This window comes from uncultured Roseobacter sp. (assembly GCF_947496515.1).
Taxonomy (GTDB): Bacteria; Pseudomonadota; Alphaproteobacteria; order Rhodobacterales; family Rhodobacteraceae; genus Roseobacter.
Genome location: NZ_CANMDB010000006.1, coordinates 199295 through 219167 on the forward strand (window position 1 = coordinate 199295; position 19873 = coordinate 219167).

Annotated in this window: 19 protein-coding genes; 15 read left to right on the forward strand and 4 right to left on the reverse strand. The window is 63.5% G+C overall.

What is annotated here, in order from left to right; translation table 11 throughout:
* Window positions 1-300 precede the first annotated feature (300 nt).
* The 5 genes from Q1A53_RS13000 to Q1A53_RS13020 all read left to right on the forward strand — a co-directional run bounded on the left by Q1A53_RS13000 (window position 301) and on the right by Q1A53_RS13020 (window position 5710).
* Window positions 301-1251 (forward strand): glycine betaine ABC transporter substrate-binding protein, encoded by a 951-nt coding sequence (locus tag Q1A53_RS13000; RefSeq protein ID WP_299967318.1) that lies wholly within the window; start codon window positions 301-303, stop codon window positions 1249-1251.
* A 75-nt stretch (window positions 1252-1326) separates the two neighbouring features.
* A complete protein-coding gene (locus tag Q1A53_RS13005) occupies window positions 1327-2364 on the forward strand; it encodes a glycine betaine/L-proline ABC transporter ATP-binding protein (RefSeq protein ID WP_299967321.1) in 1038 nt (345 codons plus the stop codon).
* Entirely contained in the window at window positions 2357-3946 is a 1590-nt protein-coding gene (locus Q1A53_RS13010) for an ABC transporter permease subunit (protein ID WP_299967323.1), read from the forward strand. Before Q1A53_RS13005 ends, Q1A53_RS13010 begins: the two co-directional genes overlap by 8 nt.
* A gap of 56 nt (window positions 3947-4002) precedes the next feature.
* Window positions 4003-5001: an arginase family protein gene (locus tag Q1A53_RS13015; protein WP_299967326.1), complete on the forward strand. Its 999-nt coding sequence runs from the start codon at window positions 4003-4005 to the stop codon at window positions 4999-5001.
* A gap of 70 nt (window positions 5002-5071) precedes the next feature.
* On the forward strand, window positions 5072-5710 hold the full coding sequence (locus Q1A53_RS13020) for a LysE family translocator (protein WP_299967329.1): 639 nt from the start codon (window positions 5072-5074) through the stop codon (window positions 5708-5710).
* 51 nt (window positions 5711-5761) lie between these two features.
* On the opposite strand, the gene Q1A53_RS13025 is transcribed toward Q1A53_RS13020, so the two are convergent.
* Together Q1A53_RS13025 and Q1A53_RS13030 are read right to left on the reverse strand one after the other, a co-directional pair.
* Window positions 5762-7087 carry an esterase-like activity of phytase family protein gene (locus Q1A53_RS13025; RefSeq protein ID WP_299967332.1) on the reverse strand — a complete coding sequence of 442 codons (1326 nt, stop codon included), beginning with the start codon at window positions 7085-7087 and terminating at the stop codon, window positions 5762-5764.
* 111 nt (window positions 7088-7198) lie between these two features.
* A complete protein-coding gene (locus Q1A53_RS13030; RefSeq protein ID WP_299967335.1) occupies window positions 7199-8653 on the reverse strand; it encodes an aldo/keto reductase in 1455 nt (484 codons plus the stop codon).
* Between the two features lie 110 nt (window positions 8654-8763).
* Here Q1A53_RS13030 and Q1A53_RS13035 point away from each other — a divergent pair, with 110 nt between their 5' ends.
* The 7 genes from Q1A53_RS13035 to Q1A53_RS13065 are packed head-to-tail and all read left to right on the forward strand — an operon-like array spanning window position 8764 to window position 14867.
* Window positions 8764-9153 carry a TIGR04076 family protein gene (locus Q1A53_RS13035; protein ID WP_299967338.1) on the forward strand — a complete coding sequence of 130 codons (390 nt, stop codon included), beginning with the start codon at window positions 8764-8766 and terminating at the stop codon, window positions 9151-9153.
* A complete protein-coding gene (locus Q1A53_RS13040) occupies window positions 9143-10225 on the forward strand; it encodes an aldo/keto reductase (RefSeq protein ID WP_299967341.1) in 1083 nt (360 codons plus the stop codon). The genes Q1A53_RS13035 and Q1A53_RS13040 overlap by 11 nt, the downstream gene beginning before the upstream one ends.
* Window positions 10218-10991 carry an ABC transporter ATP-binding protein gene (locus Q1A53_RS13045; RefSeq protein ID WP_299967343.1) on the forward strand — a complete coding sequence of 258 codons (774 nt, stop codon included), beginning with the start codon at window positions 10218-10220 and terminating at the stop codon, window positions 10989-10991. The genes Q1A53_RS13040 and Q1A53_RS13045 overlap by 8 nt, the downstream gene beginning before the upstream one ends.
* Window positions 10984-11727, forward strand: coding sequence for an ABC transporter ATP-binding protein (locus Q1A53_RS13050; protein WP_299967346.1), 744 nt, complete (start codon window positions 10984-10986; stop codon window positions 11725-11727). The genes Q1A53_RS13045 and Q1A53_RS13050 overlap by 8 nt, the downstream gene beginning before the upstream one ends.
* Window positions 11724-12638 carry a branched-chain amino acid ABC transporter permease gene (locus Q1A53_RS13055; protein WP_299967349.1) on the forward strand — a complete coding sequence of 305 codons (915 nt, stop codon included), beginning with the start codon at window positions 11724-11726 and terminating at the stop codon, window positions 12636-12638. The genes Q1A53_RS13050 and Q1A53_RS13055 overlap by 4 nt, the downstream gene beginning before the upstream one ends.
* 5 nt (window positions 12639-12643) lie before the next feature.
* The gene (locus Q1A53_RS13060; protein WP_299967352.1) at window positions 12644-13594 is read left to right on the forward strand and encodes a branched-chain amino acid ABC transporter permease; all 951 of its coding nucleotides are present in this window, start codon (window positions 12644-12646) and stop codon (window positions 13592-13594) included.
* Between the two features lie 10 nt (window positions 13595-13604).
* Complete coding sequence (locus Q1A53_RS13065) at window positions 13605-14867, forward strand: ABC transporter substrate-binding protein (protein WP_299967354.1); 1263 nt, start codon at window positions 13605-13607, stop codon at window positions 14865-14867.
* A gap of 6 nt (window positions 14868-14873) precedes the next feature.
* Here Q1A53_RS13065 and Q1A53_RS13070 read toward each other — a convergent pair whose 3' ends face one another.
* Window positions 14874-15704 (reverse strand): GNAT family N-acetyltransferase, encoded by an 831-nt coding sequence (locus tag Q1A53_RS13070; protein ID WP_299967357.1) that lies wholly within the window; start codon window positions 15702-15704, stop codon window positions 14874-14876.
* Window positions 15701-16396 (reverse strand): GntR family transcriptional regulator, encoded by a 696-nt coding sequence (locus tag Q1A53_RS13075; protein ID WP_299967359.1) that lies wholly within the window; start codon window positions 16394-16396, stop codon window positions 15701-15703. The genes Q1A53_RS13070 and Q1A53_RS13075 overlap by 4 nt, the downstream gene beginning before the upstream one ends.
* 236 nt (window positions 16397-16632) lie before the next feature.
* On the opposite strand from Q1A53_RS13075, the gene Q1A53_RS13080 reads away from it, so the two are divergent.
* The 3 genes from Q1A53_RS13080 (at window position 16633) to Q1A53_RS13090 (ending at window position 19873) form a co-directional block, all read left to right on the forward strand.
* Window positions 16633-17619 carry an ABC transporter ATP-binding protein gene (locus Q1A53_RS13080; protein ID WP_299967361.1) on the forward strand — a complete coding sequence of 329 codons (987 nt, stop codon included), beginning with the start codon at window positions 16633-16635 and terminating at the stop codon, window positions 17617-17619.
* A gap of 44 nt (window positions 17620-17663) precedes the next feature.
* Window positions 17664-18923 (forward strand): PotD/PotF family extracellular solute-binding protein, encoded by a 1260-nt coding sequence (locus Q1A53_RS13085; RefSeq protein WP_299967363.1) that lies wholly within the window; start codon window positions 17664-17666, stop codon window positions 18921-18923.
* 86 nt (window positions 18924-19009) lie between these two features.
* Complete coding sequence (locus Q1A53_RS13090) at window positions 19010-19873, forward strand: ABC transporter permease (protein WP_299967365.1); 864 nt, start codon at window positions 19010-19012, stop codon at window positions 19871-19873.

A 19873-nucleotide genomic window follows, 5' to 3' on the forward strand; every position in this document is an offset into this window, starting at 1 on the left:
CGCTTAAAACATCGGCTTTGGGCTCTTATTCAGGGCGCAGACGGTCGCGACGGCGGCAATGGCGCGCATCGGTTCGCTTTTTTGAGACACCGGGCCCGGTTCTTTGAGACAATTTTGCTTGTACATCAGCGCTCCGTGTGGATGGTAGCGTTTCGAAAAAGCAAGAACGCAGGCAACTGCGCACCAAAACCTAAACAAACGCCGGACGGGACAACCGGTGCTAAGGCGAAGCATTCGCCACGCCGCTCCTGACAAGATCGCCAAAGCGGTCGCCGGAGCACTGACAAGGAGAGAAAGACCATGAAGAATACAACAATCATCGCCGCCGGATCGGCGTTTCTGTTCGCTGCCCCCGCGATGGCAGCGGATGTCGTTATCGGTGTGCCTAACTGGGCCTCTGTCAACGCAACGGCCCACGTCCTGGAAGTCGTGATCGAGGAAAACCTGGGCCTCGACGTTGAGCTGCAGAACGGCACCAACCCCATCGTGTTCGAGGCCATGGACAAAGGCTCCATGCACGCGCACCCCGAGGTCTGGATGCCGAACCAGCAGAACCTGCATGACACCTATGTCAAGGACAGCGGCACCGTCGTGATGAACCAGAACCCGGTTCAGGCGGAGCAGGGCATGTGCGTGCCAACGGCCACGGCTGAGAAGTACGACATCAAATCCATCGATGATCTGAGCGATCCTGACAAGATGGCGATCTTTGACACCGACGGCAACGGGACGCCAGAGGTCTGGATCGGCGCACCCGGTTGGGCCTCTACCGTGGTGGAGAAGATCCGTGCCAAGTCCTACGGCTACGACCAGATCTTTGAGCTGACCGAATACGAAGAAACCATCGCCTATGCGAACCTTGCCAACGCCGCACAGGCCGGTGAGCCATGGGTTGGCTTCTGCTACAGCCCGCACTACATCTTTGTGACCCAGGATCTGACCGTGCTCGAAGAGCCAGCGCATGATCCGGCCACCTGGACCATCGTGCAGCCCACGGACGATCCTGACTGGCTGGCAAAATCCGAAGCGTCCACGGCATGGAACGGTGCGACCTTGCACCTGCACTACGCCAAAGAGTTGGAAGAAACCTATCCGGAGGTCGCGTCGCTGTTCGCGAACTTCCAGATGGACGGCGAGTCGCTCAGCGCGATGGGCAAGGCTCTGGCCGTTGACGGTCAGGAAGCGGCTGCCTTTGCCAAGGAATGGGTCGCGGCCAACGAGGAAACAGTTCTCGGCTGGCTGACCAACTAAGCGCCCACCATACCCGGCTGTCGCTGCCCCTCGCGGGGGGCGGCGACAGTCATAACCAACACAAAGGGGGATGGGGTGAGCGAAACCGTCGTAAAACTAACGGATGTCTGGAAGATCTTTGGCGACCGCGCCGAAGAGGCCATGTCAGCCGTGAAGAGCAGGGACATCGGCAAGCCCGAAGTTCTCTCGGAATTTCAGTGTGTGGTCGGCGTCCAGGGCGCGACCTTCGAGGTCGCCCGGGGCGAGATCTTTTGCATTATGGGCCTGTCGGGATCCGGCAAATCGACCCTGGTCCGACACGTCAACCGCCTGATCGAGCCCACCGCCGGGACAATCGAGATTCTTGGGCAGGACGTCTCCACCATGAGCAAGGGCGATTTGCGCCGCGTTCGGGCGCAACAGATTGGCATGGTTTTCCAGCATATGGCGTTGATGCCGCACCGCTCGGTGCGCGAGAATGTGGCTTACCCGCTGGAGATCCGCAAAATTCCGAAGTCGAAACGCTGGGCGGTGTCCGATCACGCGCTCGGCCTTGTGAACCTGACGGGCTACGAGGACCGTCTGCCACGCGAGCTGTCGGGCGGCATGCAACAGCGCGTGGGCATTGCGCGCGCGCTGGCCTCCGACCCGGAGATCCTGCTGATGGACGAGCCGTTCTCGGCGCTTGATCCGCTGATCAGGCTGCAGTTGCAGGACCAGTTCAAGGCGCTCGTCGCACAGCTCAAGAAGACGACGCTCTTTATCACCCACGATCTGGATGAGGCCATCCGCATCGGGCACCGCATCGCCATCATGAAGGACGGTGTGATCGTGCAGATCGGCACGCCCGAACAGATCGTGATGGAGCCGGCGGATGACTACGTACGTGAGTTCGTGCAGGGCATCTCCAAGCTCAAGCTGGTCAAGGCGCATTCCATCATGCAGTCGCTCGGTGAGCATCAGGGATCGCTTGATGGTGCGCCGCGGGCAGATCACAGTGCCGATCTTGATCAGTTGATCGATCTGGCGGTCACCACGGATCTACCGGTGGTCATAACCGAAGACGGCACCGACGTGGGTATCGTCACGAAACCGCGCCTGCTGCGCGGCATTCAGGGGGGCAAGGATGACTGACGCTACAACAGAATTGAAGGTCACCGCCGCCTCTGACATCGAGGTGGACAACGAGGCGCTGGACGGCTCCATTCGCGAGTTCGCCGAGGTCAATGGCGACTACTATGTAAAGGCCTTCCACAAGATCCACGACAACACGGGCTTTCTGCCCGCCACGTTCAACCTCTGGGCTGCGGTGGTTGGACCCATGTGGGCCGCAAGCCGGGCCGTCTGGGGGATGTTCTGGGGGTTCCTGATCCTGGAGATCATTGCCTGGGTGCAGATCGGGCGCGGTCTTTGGGGGACCCCGGGGGCGGAGTTTCTGGAACGTGCCGCCTCGCAGGCTGAGACGATGCAGCGGCGACTGGATCAGGCGGCAGCGGCCACAGATGATGCAACGCGCGAGCGCTTCACGCAGCTGGCCGACAACATGCAGCGCGCCATCGACACGAATATGGAACGGGTTGAGCTGGCCCAGGCCGAGGCGTCGGGGATCATGCTGACGGGCCTTGCGATGCTGGTGGTCTTCAAGCTGATCCAGGGCTTCTACGCCAATACAGTCTACGAAAAGCAGTATTCGCGCTGGCGGATCGACCCTGACAGCACGGAGAGCGGGCGCTCGACCCGCAACATCGTCTTGGGGGCCGTGCTGACACTGGCCATCGCACCGCTGGTCATCTACCGCTTTACCGTCAATGCCTCGATGGCGGTGCTCGAAACCTTCCCGGAACAGCAGATCTCGACCCTCATTCTGGGCGAGGGGAACGGGACGCTGTTTGGCGCCGTGGCCTCCTGGATGGAGGCACGGATCGACGGTGCCGCCCTCGCGGGTGATGACGTCTTTGACGGCATCGTCTCGGGCGTGCGCACGGTTCTGGATGGTCTGACGGTTGCGCTGAATGGCTCGCCCTGGCCGGTGGTGATGGTGGTGATTGCCGTGACGGCATGGCGCGCAGCGGGACCGCGGGTCGCGATCTTCACGGTGGCGGCGATGGCCTATACCGCGCTCTTGGGCTACTGGGCGCTGGCGATGGAGACCGTGGCGCTGGTGGGGGCGGCGGTGCTGCTCTGTGTGGTGATCGGCATTCCGCTGGGTATCTGGTTCGGCAAGTCCAAACGCGCCTACCGCATGGCTGAACCCGTGCTGGACCTCATGCAGACCTTGCCTGCCTTCGTCTACCTGATCCCGATTATCGCCTTTTTCGGCACGGGCAACCCGCCCGGTATCCTTGCAACGATCATCTTCGGGATGCCGCCGGTGATCCGTCTGACCGCGCTTGGCATGCGCGGTGTGCCCGAAAGCATCAAGGAGGCAGCTGTCGCCTTTGGTGCCTCGCGCTGGCAATTGCTCAAGGACGTGGAGGTGCCGCTGGCGCTGCCTTCGATCATGACAGGTGTGAACCAGACCATCCTGATGTGTCTGTCGATGGTGGTGATCATCTCGCTCATCGGTGGCGGCGGGCTGGGCCAGGAAATCCTCGAGGCGCTTCAGTTCGCGGCCAAGGGACCTGGGCTGTTGGGTGGGTTCGCCATCCTCTTCCTCGCCATGGTCATGGACCGTATCGTGCAGGGTGCTTTCCGCCGGAAGGACCAGCAGGACTGATAAGACCGCCAAAGGCCCGGCACTGCGCCGGGCCTTTGACGTTCGGAGGCGTGGGTATGAGCGATCCCTACCAGCAATCCATGATGGACAACCTCTATTGGTGGGGGATCCCCACGCTCTTCCGGTGCCCGCACAGCGGGCCGGAGGGGCAGGACATCGCCCTTGTCGGCGTCCCCCATTCGACGGGCAACGGCACCACCGAGCGCGACCAGCACCTGGGCCCGCGTGCGCTGCGCAATGTGTCTGCGGTGGGGCGGCGGGTGCACGGCGAGTTCGGGCTGGATCCCTGGAGCGCGGCAAAGATCGCGGATATCGGCGACGTGCCCTTTCCGCGGGCCAATGACAACGAGGCCTGCATCGCGCAGATCACCAGCTTCTTTGAGCAAATAGACGCCGCCGGTGCGCGCCCCTTTTCGGTGGGGGGCGATCATTCGATCACCGGCGGGATCCTGCAGGCCCTCGGGCACGGAAGTCTTGCGGGTGGTGCGCCTGTCTGCCTGCTCCATCTTGATGCCCACACGGATGTCTTCACCAAGGTGGATCACTTTCTGGGCGCCCGGAAGTCGGCGGCCCATTGGGGCGCCTATCTCGCGGATCAGGGTGATGTCGATCCGGTACACTCGATGCAGATCGGTTTGAGGGGACATCCGCGGACGCTGGACTGGCTGCAGCCTTCTTATGACTACGGCTACAACGTGGTCACGATGAAGGATTTCCGCCGCCGCGGGGTTGCAGACGTGGTGGCGCAGGCGCGGGAGACCATCGGCGACCGGCCTGTCTACATCACCTTTGATCTCGACTGCCTCGATCCAACGATCGCACCGGGCGTGTCCAATATCGAGCCGGGCGAGCGTGGCTTTGACATAGACGAAGCCGTGGCGCTGCTGCATGCGGTGCGCGGGCTCAACATCATCGGCGGAGACGTCGTCTGCATGATGCCCACCAAGGACAGTCCCAATCAGATCACCGCCCTGACCGCAATGGCCGTGATGTTCGAGATGATCGCCATGGCCGCGGAAAACGTCGCCGGGGGCCGGGGGCACGACGGCGGCTGATCGGCATCGCCACACGCTGGTGTGGCGCTCGTTTCCGAGCTACGCTGACCCGCCAAAGGGAGCCGCTATCATGGATACCATCACCACCGCCTTGCCGGGCATCCTGATCGCCTACGGCGTCTTCGTGATGGGGATGTTCAGCCCCGGGCCGAATATCCTGTCGATCATTGGGACGTCCATGAGCGTCAACCGGGACGCAGAGCGGGCGCTGGCGATGGGTGTCGGCACCGGTTCGCTTCTATGGGGGCTCTTGGCCTGGGGTGGTCTGACAACCCTCTTGATGGCCTACGCCGGGCTGATGACCGTGATCAAGATCGCCGGTGCGCTCTACCTGTTGTGGCTGGCTGTGAAGTCCTTTCGTGCGGCGGCTACCCGGCAGGATCTGGCGGCGCAGGCGCTGGCGCTGCCCGGCGGACCGCGCGCCTACTTCTGGCGGGGTCTGACCATCCAGATGACCAACCCAAAGGCGGCGCTCACCTGGACTGCGACCATCTCGCTGGGTCTGGCGCCCGGTGCGCCGTGGTGGATCGGGGGCATCATCGTAGGGGGAACGACCATCATCTCCTTTGCCGGGCATCTGGCCTATGCCGTGGCCTTTTCGACGCAGCCGATGGTGGCGGCCTACCTGCGGGCACGTCGGTGGATCCAGGCGGGTCTGGGTGTGTTTTTCTGCTTCGCGAGCCTCCGGCTGCTGACCTCACGCACTTGACGCGTAACGGCACGCGGGTGAGACACCGGCGCGCCGTGTGCGGAGGACCATCTACCGGGCGTTCAGCAAGTCCGGCACGTGAAGGCGGATCACTTCGTTGCTATCCGCCACGCCGAGGGTCCGACCCGCGGAAAAGGGCAGGTTGTTGTCGTTCGAGACCAAAATATGCTCCGGGCCGTCGCGCAGCACGCTCTCGATTGTGACAAAGGGAAAAGCAAAGATCCCCTCAGCCAGATCGCCCGAGGTGTCGGTCATACGGCTGATGCCATCCGGATCGCGGATCTCCATCAGGTCGATCTGCGCGATCCGGGCCACGAACCCATCCTCGTCGATCTGTGCAGTGTCGATCAGCGTCACGCGTTTTACCTCGGCGGGCCGGTCGAAACATTCCTCGGTCTGGCCCTCGGCGCAGGCGGCGGAGGGATGGCCCTGACCACCGTCGCGCTCAATCACCAAGGCGCGGGTCTCGTCGATGAAGTTGAAATCACCAATGGCCACCGCCCCTTCGGTCAGCGCAAACTTGAAGCTGTCGCCGGTCCACTCCCGGGCATCGGGATCAAACGCGAGGACGCGCAGGAAATTGCCCTCGCTCTCGCCATCCTCCGCCAGCAGCGGCTTTTCCAGCATCGCCCAGAGCAAGGCTTGATCCGGTGTCAGAGCGAGCCCCTCATAGCCGCCCGACCGGGGCAGCCGCCAATCCGTCCCGGCCACCGCCGGAACCTGCAGCGCTGGGTGATCGGGGGAGCGGAGTTCTTCCCCCTCCACCAGCGTGGGGAACACGCCGGTGACGCGCCCGTCCAGGCTGGCGGAGATGAGGTAGGGGCCGAATTCTTCGCCGATCCAGGCTGTCTCACCGACGATCTGCAGCCCTTCCAGATCGAAATCGGCACCGGTCAGATAGCGCGTCTCGGTCGCTTCATGGGTGATACGGAACGGCACCAGACGGTCGGGGTCGTGCAGCCAGACGCGCGCGCGCACATCGATCTGGCCGGTCTCGAAATCGGGGGTGATCCGCGTGAACCCCAGCAGGGCGTCGGAGCTGTTTGCCTTGCTGCCAAAGCCGTTGTCGATCAGCGCATAGAGGCTGTCGTCCTCCGCGCGGTTCAGCGCGTAGCCCGAAAACCCTTGCAGCGGCTGACCGAAGAAGGGGCGCATTACCCCGTTCCGCGCCACTGACTGCGGTGTGTTGACGGGGGCTGCCCCATCGGTGAAGCGGCCTGAAACCCATGTCTCCCGCGGGGCATCGCCGGGTGGGGCGGAAAAGGACATCGCTGGCAGCACCGCATGACCGGCGAGCGTTGCGGGCACCATCTCCTGTGCCGAGACGGTCAGGGGTAACAGGGTGGCGGCGAGGATATAGACGGGCAGGCGGGTCATGGGATTCTCCGGACATTCAGACTACGCGCAGGAATAGAGAGGCCGGGTAACAGGGGTTTGGCGCTAGGGTAACGGTTTTGCAACGCACCACCGCGGTCCACTGCGGCGGGGCTACCCGGGGCAGAGCGCCTCTGCCTCGATCTCCACCAGGTAGCCGCCGATCAACCCGGCCACGACCACCAGCGTATTGGCGGGTTTGATCTGACAAAAGACGCGCCCGTGCGCACGGCTGATGGCCTCCACATCCGCCTCGTCGGTGATGTAGATACGGGTGCGGATGATGTCCTCTACCCGCCCGCCGAGCGCTTCGACCGCGGCGATGATCTTGTCCAGAACATAGGTCGTCTGCGCCCCCGCATCGCCGGGCGCGACCCGGCGATCTACCCCTGCGGTCGCCGTGGTGCCGGAGACGAGGATACGGTCGCCCAGCCGCTGCGCCCGCGCGTAGCCCGCGATCTCCTCCCATTCCGAGCCGCTGCTGACCTGCGTACGACCGGCCGCACCGGGCGTCGCCTCAAAGGGCAGGGGCATCGCATCCAGATGATGGCTCAGATCACCGGAGGCGGTCAGAAACGGCGGCTTGCGGTATTCGTCGCCACAATCACCGGGGATGGGCGTGCTGGTGGCAAAGGCTGTCTCCAGCCGCGCTTTGTCCTCTGCATCCAGCGCAAAACCAAACAGCGCGAGGTTGTCCGCCACATGCACCCGCTCACCCAGCCGCGCGCCCACGATGACGCCCGCGACGCTCGCATGTTCCAGCACCCAGCGGGTGGCGACATTCGCGATGGAAACGCCGTGCTTGCGCGCGATGGTATCGGCAGCGGACAGGAGGCCCTGAAATACCTCCCAGCCGCCTGCCACGTCGATAAAGCGCTTGTACTTCATCTTGGACCAATCGGTGATCTGCCGCGGTTCGGGCGTGTTCAGCCAGCGTTCCGACAGAAACCCGCCGCAGAGCGTCCCGTAGGCCAGCAGCTTGACGTCTTGGGTGGCGCAGAGCGTGGACAAGGCGCCCGCGGCGCGACGGTCCACCAGCGAGAAGGACACCTGATTGCTGACTAGCGGCACCCCGTCCGCAAGGGCCAACGCCAGATGCGCTGCATCGAAATTGGTCACGCCGATTTCCGCGATGAGCCCTTCGTCGCGCAGGCGGGAAAGCTCATGCAGCGCGTCGAGCCAGCCGGGATGCTGAAACCCCCACCAGTGAAACTGCAAAAGGTCCACGCAGGACACGCCCAGCCGGTCCAGCCGGTCCTGAACACCCGCGCGCACGGTCGCCGCATCCATCGGCCCGGGCGAAGGGCACCATTTCGTAAAGGCTAGCGGGCCGGGGTGCCTGGCCAGATGACGGCCTGCGATAATCTCGGCACTGCCGTAGTGATCGGCCATGTCAAAGGTGTCGAAGCCCTGCGCGCTGTAGGCCGCCAACCAGTCCGCGCCGGTGTCCGGATCAATGACCGTGCCATCCTTTTCAATGTCCGCCACTTGCCACAAGCCTGTGAGAACACGCGAGATATTCAACCTGTAAGAGAGTTGAAACCGCTCCGGAGCTGCGTTTTCCGTCATGCCAGGGCACCTTTCCCTATCGGCGCGATTGCTCCTTGAGAGCCGCGCAACTTTGGTTAACATGATCCGGGTACACCGGGGCGGCACCCCCGTCCAGCGGAAGGGCGCGCATGACATCGCAGCAAGAGGAGCGGGGGTTCTGGCTCTATGACCTCAAGATAGAGACCGTGCTCGACGGTCGCACGCCCGTCTGCCGCCACATCGAGGGGGAGAGTTTTCTGGTCGAGGGCGAAGCGCTGGTATTCGCGCCGGGCACGCGCGTATCGATGTATGCGCTGGCTGCTCTGTTGCCGCTTTTGCCGGTCAAGCAGCGCCAGACGGACCCCGACGACTGGATCAGTACGGACGCGGAGGTGGCCTGTCCCGATCCGCATTGCGGCGGGCGGTTCCGGATCACCCGGCTGCCCGAGAAGCGCTGGTTCTCGCATGCGGCCACCACCGGTCTGCCCGAGGACCGTGCGGTGCCGTATTGGCAGAAGGACACGCAACATGAGCGTTGAGACACGCGCGCTGCGGGGCGGCTACGAGACCTCTCGCGTGATCAAGGGCGGCTGGCAGTTGGCGGGCGATCACGGTGCCGTGGACCGGGCGCAATCGGTGCGCGACATGGAGGCCTTTCTGGACGCGGGCATCACCACTTTCGACTGTGCGGATATCTACACGGGCGTGGAGGAGATGATCGGGGATTTCATCGCTGATGTGCGCCAGCGCCGTGGTGCCAGTGTGGCGGCTCGCGCCCAGATCCACACCAAGCTGGTGCCCGATCTGGGGCGGCTCGCGGACATCCGGGCCGACGAGGTGGAGGCGATCATTGACCGATCCCTGAAGCGGTTGAGGGTAGACCAGCTGCATCTGGTTCAGTTCTACTGGTGGGATCTGTCGCTGGGCGATGCGCGCGTCGGGCTGGAGGTGCTCAAACGCTGCCAGCAAAAAGGCAAGATCGCCCACCTCGGCGTAACGAACTGGGACGTGGCCGAGACGGCGCCATTCGTGGCGGCAGGCTTTGATCTGGTGTCGACCCAGGTGCAATATTCGTTGCTCGACCGGCGGGCCGCAGGGGCGCTGGTGCCCTGGGTGCGCGATCACGGGCTGCAGCTTTTGTGCTACGGCACGCTGGCAGGCGGGTTCCTCACCGACCGCTGGGTGGGACAGCCCGACCCGGGCTTTGCCTTTGAGAACCGCAGTCTGGTGAAATACCGCCTGATCATTGATGAGTTTGGCCCCTGGGCGCGGTTTCAGGAACTGCTGTCGCTGTTGCAGCGGATCGGGAACAAGCACGGCGTGTCGCTGGCATCGGTCGCCACCCGCTGGGTGCTGGACCAGCCACAGGTCGCCGCCGCCATCGTCGGTGCGCGGACGGCGCGACATTTGCCCAAGACGCTTGAGGTATTTGCCTTCACACTCGACACAGAGGACCACGCCGCACTGACAGCACTGCTCGATACAGCACCGGGCCCGCAAGGACCAGTTTTCGGATTGGAGCGGGACCGCAACGGGCGCCATGGCCGGATCATGAAATACAACCTCAACACCAGGCCTGAAGATGCGGTTCTGGGGGCCACGGATGGCTGAGCCCATTCTGTCCGTCAGGGGGCTCAGCAAATCCTTTGGCACGCTGCGCGCGGTGGATGCGGTGTCGGTCGATATTGCGCGGGGCAGTATCACCGGCTTGATCGGGCCGAACGGGGCGGGGAAATCCACGCTTTTCAACCTGCTGACGGGAACGCTGCGCGCGGATGCGGGTACCGTGATGCTCAAGGGACAGGATGTGTCGCGCGCGGGTCCGGCGGCGCTTTTTGCCCGCGGGATGGCGCGGACCTTTCAGATCCCGCGGCCCTTCGCGCGGATGAGCGTGTTGGAGAACCTGATGCTGGCCCCGACGCACCAAGCGGGCGAAACCGTGGCAGGCCCGTTTCTCAGGGGCAAAGCGGTGCGCGCGCAAGAGACGCTGATCCGCGACAAGGCCATGGCGGTGCTGGATTTTGTCACGCTACAATCGCTCGCGGATCACCCGGCGGGGCAGCTGTCGGGCGGGCAGATGAAACTGCTGGAACTGGCCCGGGTGCTGATGGGGGATCCGGATCTGATCCTGCTGGATGAGCCTGCCGCCGGTGTGAACCCGGTGCTGACGGAAACACTGATCCATAAGATCAAGGAGCTGAACGGGCAGGGCAAAACCTTTGTCATCATCGAGCACAACATGGAATTTGTGATGCAGCACTGCGCACCCGTGATCGCGCTGGCCGAGGGTCGCGTGGTCTTTGAGGGCAGCCCGGCGCAGGCGCTCGCCGATCCGCTGTTGCTCGACGCCTATCTGGGGGCGCCGCTCGATGGCTGAGACGGTGCTGGAGGCCAGGGGTATCACCGCGGGCTACGTGCCGGATCTGCCGATCCTACGGTCGGTCTCGCTAAAGGTCGCTGCAGGTCAGGTGACGCTGATCGTCGGACCCAACGGGGCGGGCAAATCCACGCTGATCAAGGCCATTGCGGGTTTGCTGCCGGTCAGCGAGGGACGCATAACGCTCGACAGCCGCGAGATCACCGGCATCCGGCCAGATCAACTGACGGCACGCGGTATCGCCTACGTTCCCCAGACCGACAACATCTTTCGCGGCCTGACGATTCGCCAGAACCTCGATCTGGCGCTGCGTGGCGCAGGGGCGGAGGGCACGTCACGGCTGGAAGCGCTGCTCGCGCAGTTCCCCGCGCTGGCCGAGAAACAGCGCGACCGGGCCGGGACCCTCTCCGGTGGGCAGCGGCAGTTCCTCGCCGTGGCCATGGCACTGGCGACAGCGCCGCGGCTGATCATGATGGACGAGCCGTCCGCCGGGCTGTCACCCAAAGCCGCCGAAGAGGTGCTGATCCACGCGCGCGGCCTTGCGGACGAAGGGCGCGCCGTGTTGCTGGTGGAGCAGAATGTGAAGCAGGCGCTGCGGCTGGCCGATCATTGCTATGTGCTCGCCGAAGGGCGCAACCAGCTTGACGCGCCAGCGCGTGATCTGCTGGGCGACACGGTGCTGGGCGAGATCTATCTCGGCAAGCGCAGGCTGGCCCCGGAAAGCGGTGCCGCATGATCCAGAACGTGATCGACGGCGTGTTGACGGGGTCCTACCTGTCGCTGGGGGCCATCGGGCTGACGCTGGTGATGCACATCCTGCGGTTCGCCAACTTCTCTCACGCGGAGCTTTTGTCGCTCGGGGCCTATGCGGCGCTTGTCTGTGACGCGCTGGTCACCGCGCTGGCACCTGTTCTGGCGATCAAGCTCGCCCCCCTGTCGCTGACCTGGGCGCTCGGACTGGCTATCGTGCTGTCGATGGTGCTGACGGGGCTTTCCGCCGTGGTGATTGACCGGCTGGTCTTTCGCCGGGTGCGCGAACGCGGCGCGGAGCTGTCGATGGTCTTTGCCAGTTTCGGCATGGCGCTGGTCATCCGCAACATCATCGGGCTGATCTTTGGCCTGTCGCCAAAGCTCTACTCGCAGGAGATCGCCTTTGCCACGGTGCTGAGCTTCGATCCGCTGATCCTTGTGAAGCCGGATCAGGTCTTTGTGCTGCTTGCCGCCCTTGTGTTGATGTTCGCGCTGCATCTGGTGCTGTCGCGCACGACCTTTGGGTACAGTCTACGCGCCGTCGCGGAAAACCCCGCGCTGGCGCAGATCAACGGGGTGAACCTCGCCCGCACCATCGTGGCGGTCTGGCTGATCGGCGGCGGTCTGGCAGCGGTTGCGGGCATTTTCTACGGGATGAGCCACCAGATCATCCCCGTCATGGGGCGCGATCTGGTGTTGCCGATTTTCGCCGCCACTATCGTGGGCGGCATTGGCAGCGTCTATGGCGCGGTTCTGGGCGGCTTTATCGTGGGACTTGCGGGCAACCTTGCCCTGCTGGTGCTGCCCGCGGGCTACACGCCGTCGGTGCCGTTCCTGCTGATCCTCGCGGTGCTGATCCTGCGACCGCACGGGCTTTTCGGCGAGGCGCGGGCGTGATCGGGGTGATCTCATACCTGGTGTTTTTCGCCACAACTGCGTCGATCCTCGCCATCGCGGTGCTGGGGCTGAACCTGCAGTGGGGCAACACCGGGCTCTTTAACGGCGGCGTCGTGGCGTTCTTCGGGGCGGGCGCCTACGGGACGCTGATCCTCGGCGGGGCGGCGCAGGCGGGCCATCTGGGCGGCTACGGCTTGGCCTATCCGCTGGCGCTTCTGGGCGGGATGATCGCGGCCGGGCTGATGGCCTGGATCGTCGGGCTGCTGACGCTGCGGCTGCGGCATGACTATCTGGCCATCGCGACCTTCGGAGTGGCCGTCGCCTTTGAGAACCTGATGCGCAATGCGGAATGGCTGGCCGGTGGTGCCAAAGGCGTGCGCGGGTTCGAGCGGCCTTTGCGCAGCGCATTGGGCGACGGATTTATCTACAACCTGCTGTTTTTCCTCGCAGTCCTGCTGATCCTGATCGCTGTCTACCTGTTTCTGGAACGGCTCGTCGCCTCGCCCTTCGGACGGCTGCTCCGAGCGGTGCGCGAGGATGAAGAGGCCGCCGCCTCGCTCGGCAAATCGCCCGCACGGCTGCGCCTGACGGCCTTTGTCACCGGCTCCGTGATCCTCGGTCTGGCGGGCGGGCTCTACGGCACGTTTTACGCCTTTGTCAGCCCGCAGGACATTCTGCCCACACTGACCTTTCAGATCTGGGCAATGCTGATCGTCGGCGGGGCAGGTAACAACCGCGGGGCAATCTTTGGTGCATTTCTCATCTGGGGCGCCTGGACGGCGTCGGGTTGGGCACTGTCGCGCTTTGCCCCGGTCGAGGCGCAACTCTACACCGGATCTTTGCAGTTTGTGTTGATCGGCTGCGTCATCGTCGGCATGCTCATGTGGCGACCGCAGGGGCTTTTGCCGGAGCGGCTCGTCGTATCACAGAGGGGAAAACCCCCGTCGGTTCAATAGGGAGACCAGGATGTTCAACCACACTCACCGCGCTGCGAGCGCGGGCCTCGCCTTCGGCCTCGCGGTGCTTGGCACCACGGCCAGCGCCCAGGAGTGCACGACCAAGATCGGCGCAGTGCTGCCTACCTCCGTTGACTGGGGCCGTCCCATTGCCGAGACCGCGCAATTCGCTGTCGATCAGGTCAATGAGGCAGGCGGTGCTGCCGGTTGCCAGATCGAAATGGTGCTGCGCGACACCCAGGTTGATCCCAAGGTGGGGGTTGATGCGGCCAAGGCGCTCGTGGATCTCGAAGGGGTCAAGGTCATGTTGGGGGCCGTTTCCTCGGGTGTCTCCATGCCGATCCTGACCTCTGTGACGGTGCCGGGCGGCGTGATGCAGATGTCGTGTTGCTCCTCCTCTACCGCCTTCACGGGGCTGGCTGAGGAAGGCAAGACCGAAGGGTTGTGGTTCCGCACCTTTGCCACCACCGCGGTGCAATCGGCGATTGGTGCAAAAGTCGCGCAGGATCAGGGCTATGGGTCGGTCGCGATCCTTTACAAGAACGACGACTGGGGTCAGGACATGGGCCGCATGATCGCCGCGGACTTTGAGGCCGTCGGCGTCGCGGTAACCACATCCATCGCGATCAACGATGCCCAGCCTTCCTACCGGGCGGAGGTCACGGAGGCGCTGCGCACCCAACCGGATGCGATCTATCTGGCGCTCTACCCCGCCGAGGGTACCGCGGCCGTGCGGGAGTGGATTTCGCTAGGCGGGACGCAGAACATGATCCTGGCCAATTCCCTGAAATCCGATGAGTTCCGCGAGAATGTGGGGATGCAGTATCTGGGCTCGGCCCTTGGCACCGACACGTCCTCGCCACGGTCGGACAGTGCGGATGCATTCCGTGCCGCTTACATGGCGCGGTTTGACAGTGAGCCCAACGGGCCCGGTCTGGCCAACAGCTATGACGCGACAATGATCGCCCTGCTGGCGATGGAGGCAGCGGGGCCGGACGCCACCGGCGCCCAGATCGCGGAAGCCGTGGCGCGTGTGACCGACCCTGCAGGCACGCCGGTGACCGCTGATGCGGCAGGTTTTGCGCAGGCGCGCGACGTGTTGGGCGGTGGCGGCACCGTGGCCTATCAGGGCGCGACGGGGAACGTGCAGTTCGATGTCAACGGTGACGTCTCTGCCCCCGCGGTCGTCTGGTCCTTTACGGAGACGGGCACCCAAGAGGTCAGCTATCTCCCGCTCGACGAGGTGGACGCCTTCATCGGCTCGCTTCGGTAAGAGCGGCTAGCCCAGTTCCATGGTGGCGATGGCGTAAAACGGCGGCACGTCGGCCGTTGGCGGGGTGCCCAGTACCATGCGCGCCGTGTCGAAAACCGGCGTGAATCCCTGTCTGATCAGCAGATCGCTCAGGGCAGGGGAGGTGTCCGGCACATCAACAAAGAGCGTCGAGACATCAAGCCGCTCCTGTGCTGCGTGCAGCAGCGCCATGGCATCTTGGGCGTTGCGCGCGTGCAACGGGCCGATCTTGGCGCCGATACCGCAGCGGCGCGCGGTGGCGAACCCTGTGATCTCCTCGCCCGACCGCACCAGCAGAGTCACGCGGGTCTGGGCCCGCGTGAACCACGCGCTGGCGAAACCGGCGCGCGTCATGCCGGTGGCCGCCGCGTCCGCCGCCAGAAGGGCCGGCAGGTCTGCCTGCGCCGCCTCGGTGGTATGGGCGGAGGCACCGGTCGTCAGCGCCCCTTCGTACCGCACGGTTTTCCCGCAGAGCGCGAAACCCGATTTGGCGTAGTTTTGCTGTTGCGCGGGCACCCCGTCCAACTCCACGTTGCGGGTGCCTGCATGGGCCAGTCCCGCGCGCCAGACGGCCATGCCATGGCCCTGGCCGCGGTACTCCGGATGGCAGAGATAGAGGCCCAGAAAGGCATGATCTGCGGTATGATTGACCACCGAGATCGCCGCGACGGGTGCCCCCTCCACCGTCTTAATCAGAAACCCGGGCGGATCAGCGGGCAGAAACGCGGCGGCGTCTTCATGGCCGGGGTTCCAGCCTTCGGCGGCTGCCCAATCCAGCACGAGCTGCAGATCAGCGGGCGTCATGGTGCGGATGGTCATCGGCTGAGCACTTCCTTGAGCGAGGTCTTCCGGTCGGGGCGGGGGCGCAGATCCAGTGCAGAATGCAGATCGACCAGATGGCTGCGCATCAGTGCCGACGCGGCGTCCGCTTCGCCCTTGGCCAAGGCAGCGAGCAGCGCGCCATGGGCGTGCTTGTCACAGAGCGCACTTTCCCGCCGCCAGTAGAGTGCAATGATCAGCGAGGATCTTGCGATCAATGTCTCGATAAAGCGGGCGATGGTGGCTTGCCCGGCAATGCGCGCGATTTCCAGATGAAAGAGCCCGGACAGATGCAGCGCGCGCCCCGGGTCCGATGCGGCCAGCGCGCTGTGCTCATCCTCGATATGACGGTGAAGAACGGCAATATCGGGCGCCTTGGCGCGCAGAGCCGCGGAATGTGCCGTGCGCGGCTCCAGCAGTTCACGCGCTTCAAACACCTCGCGGGCCTCGGTGCGGGAGGGCTCAGCCACGAAAGCGCCCTTGTTGCGGTGGATGTCCACGAGCCCGATGTAGGAGAGTGACTGCAGCGCCGCGCGGACGACGGTGCGCGAGACGCCGTAGATCTCGCCCAGCTCATCCTCGCCCAGTTTTGTCCCCGGAGCGATGCGATGTTCGTGGATCGCCAGTGACAACGCCTCCGCGATGGGCGAGCTGCTGGTCTGTCCGGAGGGTGGCGCGGTTGGGAGCTTCATCAACGATCCTTGTGGTGGGCACTGGTGTGACAGAGACGCCCGGTGCGCTCAAGTCGTGGCGGGGAGCGCGTCCCGCTTTCAGGATCGTATACAATAATGTGTGCAATTGTGGGCGATAGGTGGCAAGAATGCAAAAAAAAGAGGCATCTGGACAAAGCCTGTGCCGCACGGGTCCCCGGGGGTTTGTGCTGCCGCTGCCGCACCGCTTTGCTGCCACTCAGACTGATGGGGAACGAATGGATCAAATCCGGAAAGATCTGGAGCTTGTCGCGCTCAGCAAGTGCTACGGTGACGCGGTTGCTGTCGATGCGATCACGCACCGGTTTGCGCCGGGCAGCTACGCTTGTCTATTGGGGCCGTCGGGGTGTGGTAAATCCTCGACGCTGCGGATGATCGCGGGGCATGAGAGCGTGACCGAGGGTGCAGTCCTGCTGGGTGGGGCGGATATCTCGCATTTGCCGCCCGCCAAACGCGGCACGGCGATGATGTTCCAGAATTACGCGCTTTTCCCGCACCTCAGCGTGGCGGAGAATGTCGCGTTCAGCCTGAAGATGAAGGGTGTGGAGCGCGCCGAACGGATGGCCAAGGCGGGCGAGATGTTGGAGCTGGTGGATCTGTCAGCGCTCAGCGACCGGCTGCCCGATCAACTCTCCGGCGGGCAACAGCAGCGTGTCGCGCTGGCGCGCGCGCTGATCACCCGGCCTCAGGTTCTGCTGCTGGACGAGCCCTTGTCGGCGCTCGACCCCTTTCTGAGGATCCGCATGCGCGGTGAGCTCAAGCGGCTGCAGCGCGAGCTGGGCATTACCTTTATTCATGTCACGCACGGTCAGGACGAAGCCTTGGCGCTCGCCGATGAGATCGTCGTGATGAACGATGCGGTGATCGAACAGGCGGGCACCGCGCGCGATGTTTTCAACGCGCCGCGTACGGCCTTTGTGGCGCAGTTCATCGGCGGACATAACGTCATCGCCCTGCCGCAAGGGCGCTTTGCGATCCGCGCAGATGCGGTGCAGGTGACCGCAGAGATGGTTGGCGACTGCGAAGGTCAGATCACGGGCGTCGAATACCAGGGCACCCATGTTGCCGTCGCCACCCGTATCACGGGTGATCAGGAGTTGAGTGCACTGGTGCCGGAGGCCGCGTTTTTCGCCCAACCGTTCAGCCCCGGCGACCGGGTGGGGTTGGTCTGGGATGCCGCGGACCTGCACGAACTCACCGCATAACAAAAAACAAACCAAGAAAACGACCCGACAAGGAGAGAGACCAAATGACCAAGCTATCCAGAAGAAACGTATTGAAGGGTGGTGCCGCCTTTGCCGCTGGCAGCACATTGGGCGCGCCCATGATCTGGGCCCAGAACATCAAGGATGTGACCCTGCGCCAGTTCGGCACCGGTGTGTCCAACCTCAATGAGGTGGCGCAGAAGGTGAAGGAAGATCTGGGCTTCACGCTTGAGATGACAGCGCTGGATTCCGACAGCGTGACACAGCGTGCGGCCACTCAGCCCAACAGCTTTGATATCGCCGACATCGAGTACTGGATCTGCAAAAAGGTCTGGCCCACGGGCAACCTGCAGGCGATGGATACCAGCAAGATCAAGAACTACGACAAGATCGTGGGCATTTTCCGGGACGGCAAGCTGACACCCGAGAGCACGATTGCCCAAGGGACCGCACCTCATTCCGTGGGCTTTACCTCCGGCCCCGACGGCACTGATTTCGTGGACAACGAAAGCGGTTGGATGACGCTGATCCCCACCATCTACAACGCCGACACACTGGGCATCCGTCCGGACCTGATCAACCGGCCCATCAGCAACTGGTCGGAGCTTCTCAATCCTGAGTTCAAGGGCAAGGCGTCGATCCTCGACATCTCCTCCATCGGGATCATGGACATGGCGATGGTTGTGGAATCCATGGGGGAATACACCTATCCCGACAAGGGCAACATGACCCGCGAAGAGATCGACCTGACCATGGCGATCTTTACCGAAGCCAAGCGCAACGGCCAGTTCCGTGCCTTCTGGAAGAGCTTTGACGAGAGTGTGAACCTCATGGCTTCCGGCGAGGTGGTAATCCAGTCGATGTGGTCGCCAGCGATCACCGCCGTCAAATCGCGCGGCATCCCGTGTGTCTACCAGCCGCTGGAGGAGGGTTACCGCTCCTGGGGCGGGGGTATCGGCCTGTCCGCGGCACTCACTGGGTTGGAGCGGGACGCAGCCTATGAGTACATCAACTGGTATCTCGATGGCTGGGTCGGTGGGTTCCTAATGCGGCAGGGGTATTACTCCGCCGTGCCGGAGACCTCCAAGAACTTCATGTCCGAGAATGAGTGGGGCTACTGGTTCGAGGGCAAGGAAGCCACCGATACGATCACCTCGCCCTTTGGTGATCCGCTGGCCCAAGCGGGCGACGTACGTGATGGCGGGTCGTTCAACGACCGCATGGGCGCTGTCGCCTGCTGGAATTCGGTGATGGACGAGAACCAGTACATGGTGCGCAAATGGAATGAGTTCATTGCGGCCTAAGGCGCGCAGGCTGCCGGCTGGGGGGCTGTCTGCCCCCCAGACCCCCCGAGAGTTTACGGGCAAGATGAAAGAGCAAGGAGACGGCGTTGCATCGTCTTTTGGGTAGCAGGCATGTTCTGGGCTGGTTGCAGGTAGCGCCGCTGGCGCTGGTATTGGTGGTTTTTCTGGTGCTGCCGATCGTGATGATCGTCACGGTCAGTTTCTGGCGGGCGACGGAGTTTTCGATCATCCCGGCCTTCGTTTGGGAGAATTACGAGTTTCTCTTTGGCTCGTCGGTGACCTACCGGGTTTTTCTCAATACGTCCAAATATGCGGTGATCACCTGGGCGCTGACGCTGGTGATCGGCTTTACCGTCGCCTATTTTCTGGCGTTCCACGTGCGCACGCTGACCTGGCAGGTGGCGCTATTTCTTGTTTGCACGATCCCCTTCTGGACGTCCAATATCATCCGCATGATCAGCTGGATCCCTTTTCTGGGGCGCAACGGCATCGCCAATTCGACGCTGATCTCCTGGGGGGTAATCGATGAGCCGGTGGAGTGGCTGCTCTTCAGTGATTTCGCAGTGATCCTCGCCTTTGTGCATCTCTACACGCTGTTCATGGTGGTGCCGATTTTCAACACGATGATGCGGATCGATCCGTCGCTGATCGAGGCCGCCCGCGATGCCGGTGCCTCGGGGGTGCAGATCCTGTGGAATGTGATCATCCCGCTTACAAAACCCGGGATCATGATTGGTACGATCTTTGTGGTCACGCTGGTGATGGGGGACTTCATCACCGTCCGGTTCATGTCCGGAAGCCAGTCGGCGAACGTGGGCAGGCTGATCTCCAACGACATCGCATTGCTGGCCTACCCGTCGGCGGCCGCGACAGCGGTGGTGCTGTTGCTGACGGTGCTGATCGTCATCGGTATCCTGCTGCGCTTTGTCGATATCCGGAAAGAGCTCTGA

What these genes read in the sequence shown, in the direction of transcription:
- Q1A53_RS13000 (WP_299967318.1), top strand. Translation starts at nt 301, where the DNA reads ATGAAGAATACAACAATCATCGCCGCCGGATCGGCGTTTCTGTTCGCT.
- Q1A53_RS13010 (WP_299967323.1), top strand. Translation starts at nt 2,357, where the DNA reads ATGACTGACGCTACAACAGAATTGAAGGTCACCGCCGCCTCTGACATC.
- Q1A53_RS13015 (WP_299967326.1), top strand. Translation starts at nt 4,003, where the DNA reads ATGAGCGATCCCTACCAGCAATCCATGATGGACAACCTCTATTGGTGG.
- Q1A53_RS13020 (WP_299967329.1), top strand. Translation starts at nt 5,072, where the DNA reads ATGGATACCATCACCACCGCCTTGCCGGGCATCCTGATCGCCTACGGC.
- Q1A53_RS13025 (WP_299967332.1), bottom strand. Translation starts at nt 7,087, where the DNA reads ATGACCCGCCTGCCCGTCTATATCCTCGCCGCCACCCTGTTACCCCTG.
- Q1A53_RS13030 (WP_299967335.1), bottom strand. Translation starts at nt 8,653, where the DNA reads ATGACGGAAAACGCAGCTCCGGAGCGGTTTCAACTCTCTTACAGGTTG.
- Q1A53_RS13035 (WP_299967338.1), top strand. Translation starts at nt 8,764, where the DNA reads ATGACATCGCAGCAAGAGGAGCGGGGGTTCTGGCTCTATGACCTCAAG.
- Q1A53_RS13040 (WP_299967341.1), top strand. Translation starts at nt 9,143, where the DNA reads ATGAGCGTTGAGACACGCGCGCTGCGGGGCGGCTACGAGACCTCTCGC.
- Q1A53_RS13045 (WP_299967343.1), top strand. Translation starts at nt 10,218, where the DNA reads ATGGCTGAGCCCATTCTGTCCGTCAGGGGGCTCAGCAAATCCTTTGGC.
- Q1A53_RS13050 (WP_299967346.1), top strand. Translation starts at nt 10,984, where the DNA reads ATGGCTGAGACGGTGCTGGAGGCCAGGGGTATCACCGCGGGCTACGTG.
- Q1A53_RS13055 (WP_299967349.1), top strand. Translation starts at nt 11,724, where the DNA reads ATGATCCAGAACGTGATCGACGGCGTGTTGACGGGGTCCTACCTGTCG.
- Q1A53_RS13065 (WP_299967354.1), top strand. Translation starts at nt 13,605, where the DNA reads ATGTTCAACCACACTCACCGCGCTGCGAGCGCGGGCCTCGCCTTCGGC.
- Q1A53_RS13070 (WP_299967357.1), bottom strand. Translation starts at nt 15,704, where the DNA reads ATGACCATCCGCACCATGACGCCCGCTGATCTGCAGCTCGTGCTGGAT.
- Q1A53_RS13075 (WP_299967359.1), bottom strand. Translation starts at nt 16,396, where the DNA reads ATGAAGCTCCCAACCGCGCCACCCTCCGGACAGACCAGCAGCTCGCCC.
- Q1A53_RS13080 (WP_299967361.1), top strand. Translation starts at nt 16,633, where the DNA reads ATGGATCAAATCCGGAAAGATCTGGAGCTTGTCGCGCTCAGCAAGTGC.
- Q1A53_RS13085 (WP_299967363.1), top strand. Translation starts at nt 17,664, where the DNA reads ATGACCAAGCTATCCAGAAGAAACGTATTGAAGGGTGGTGCCGCCTTT.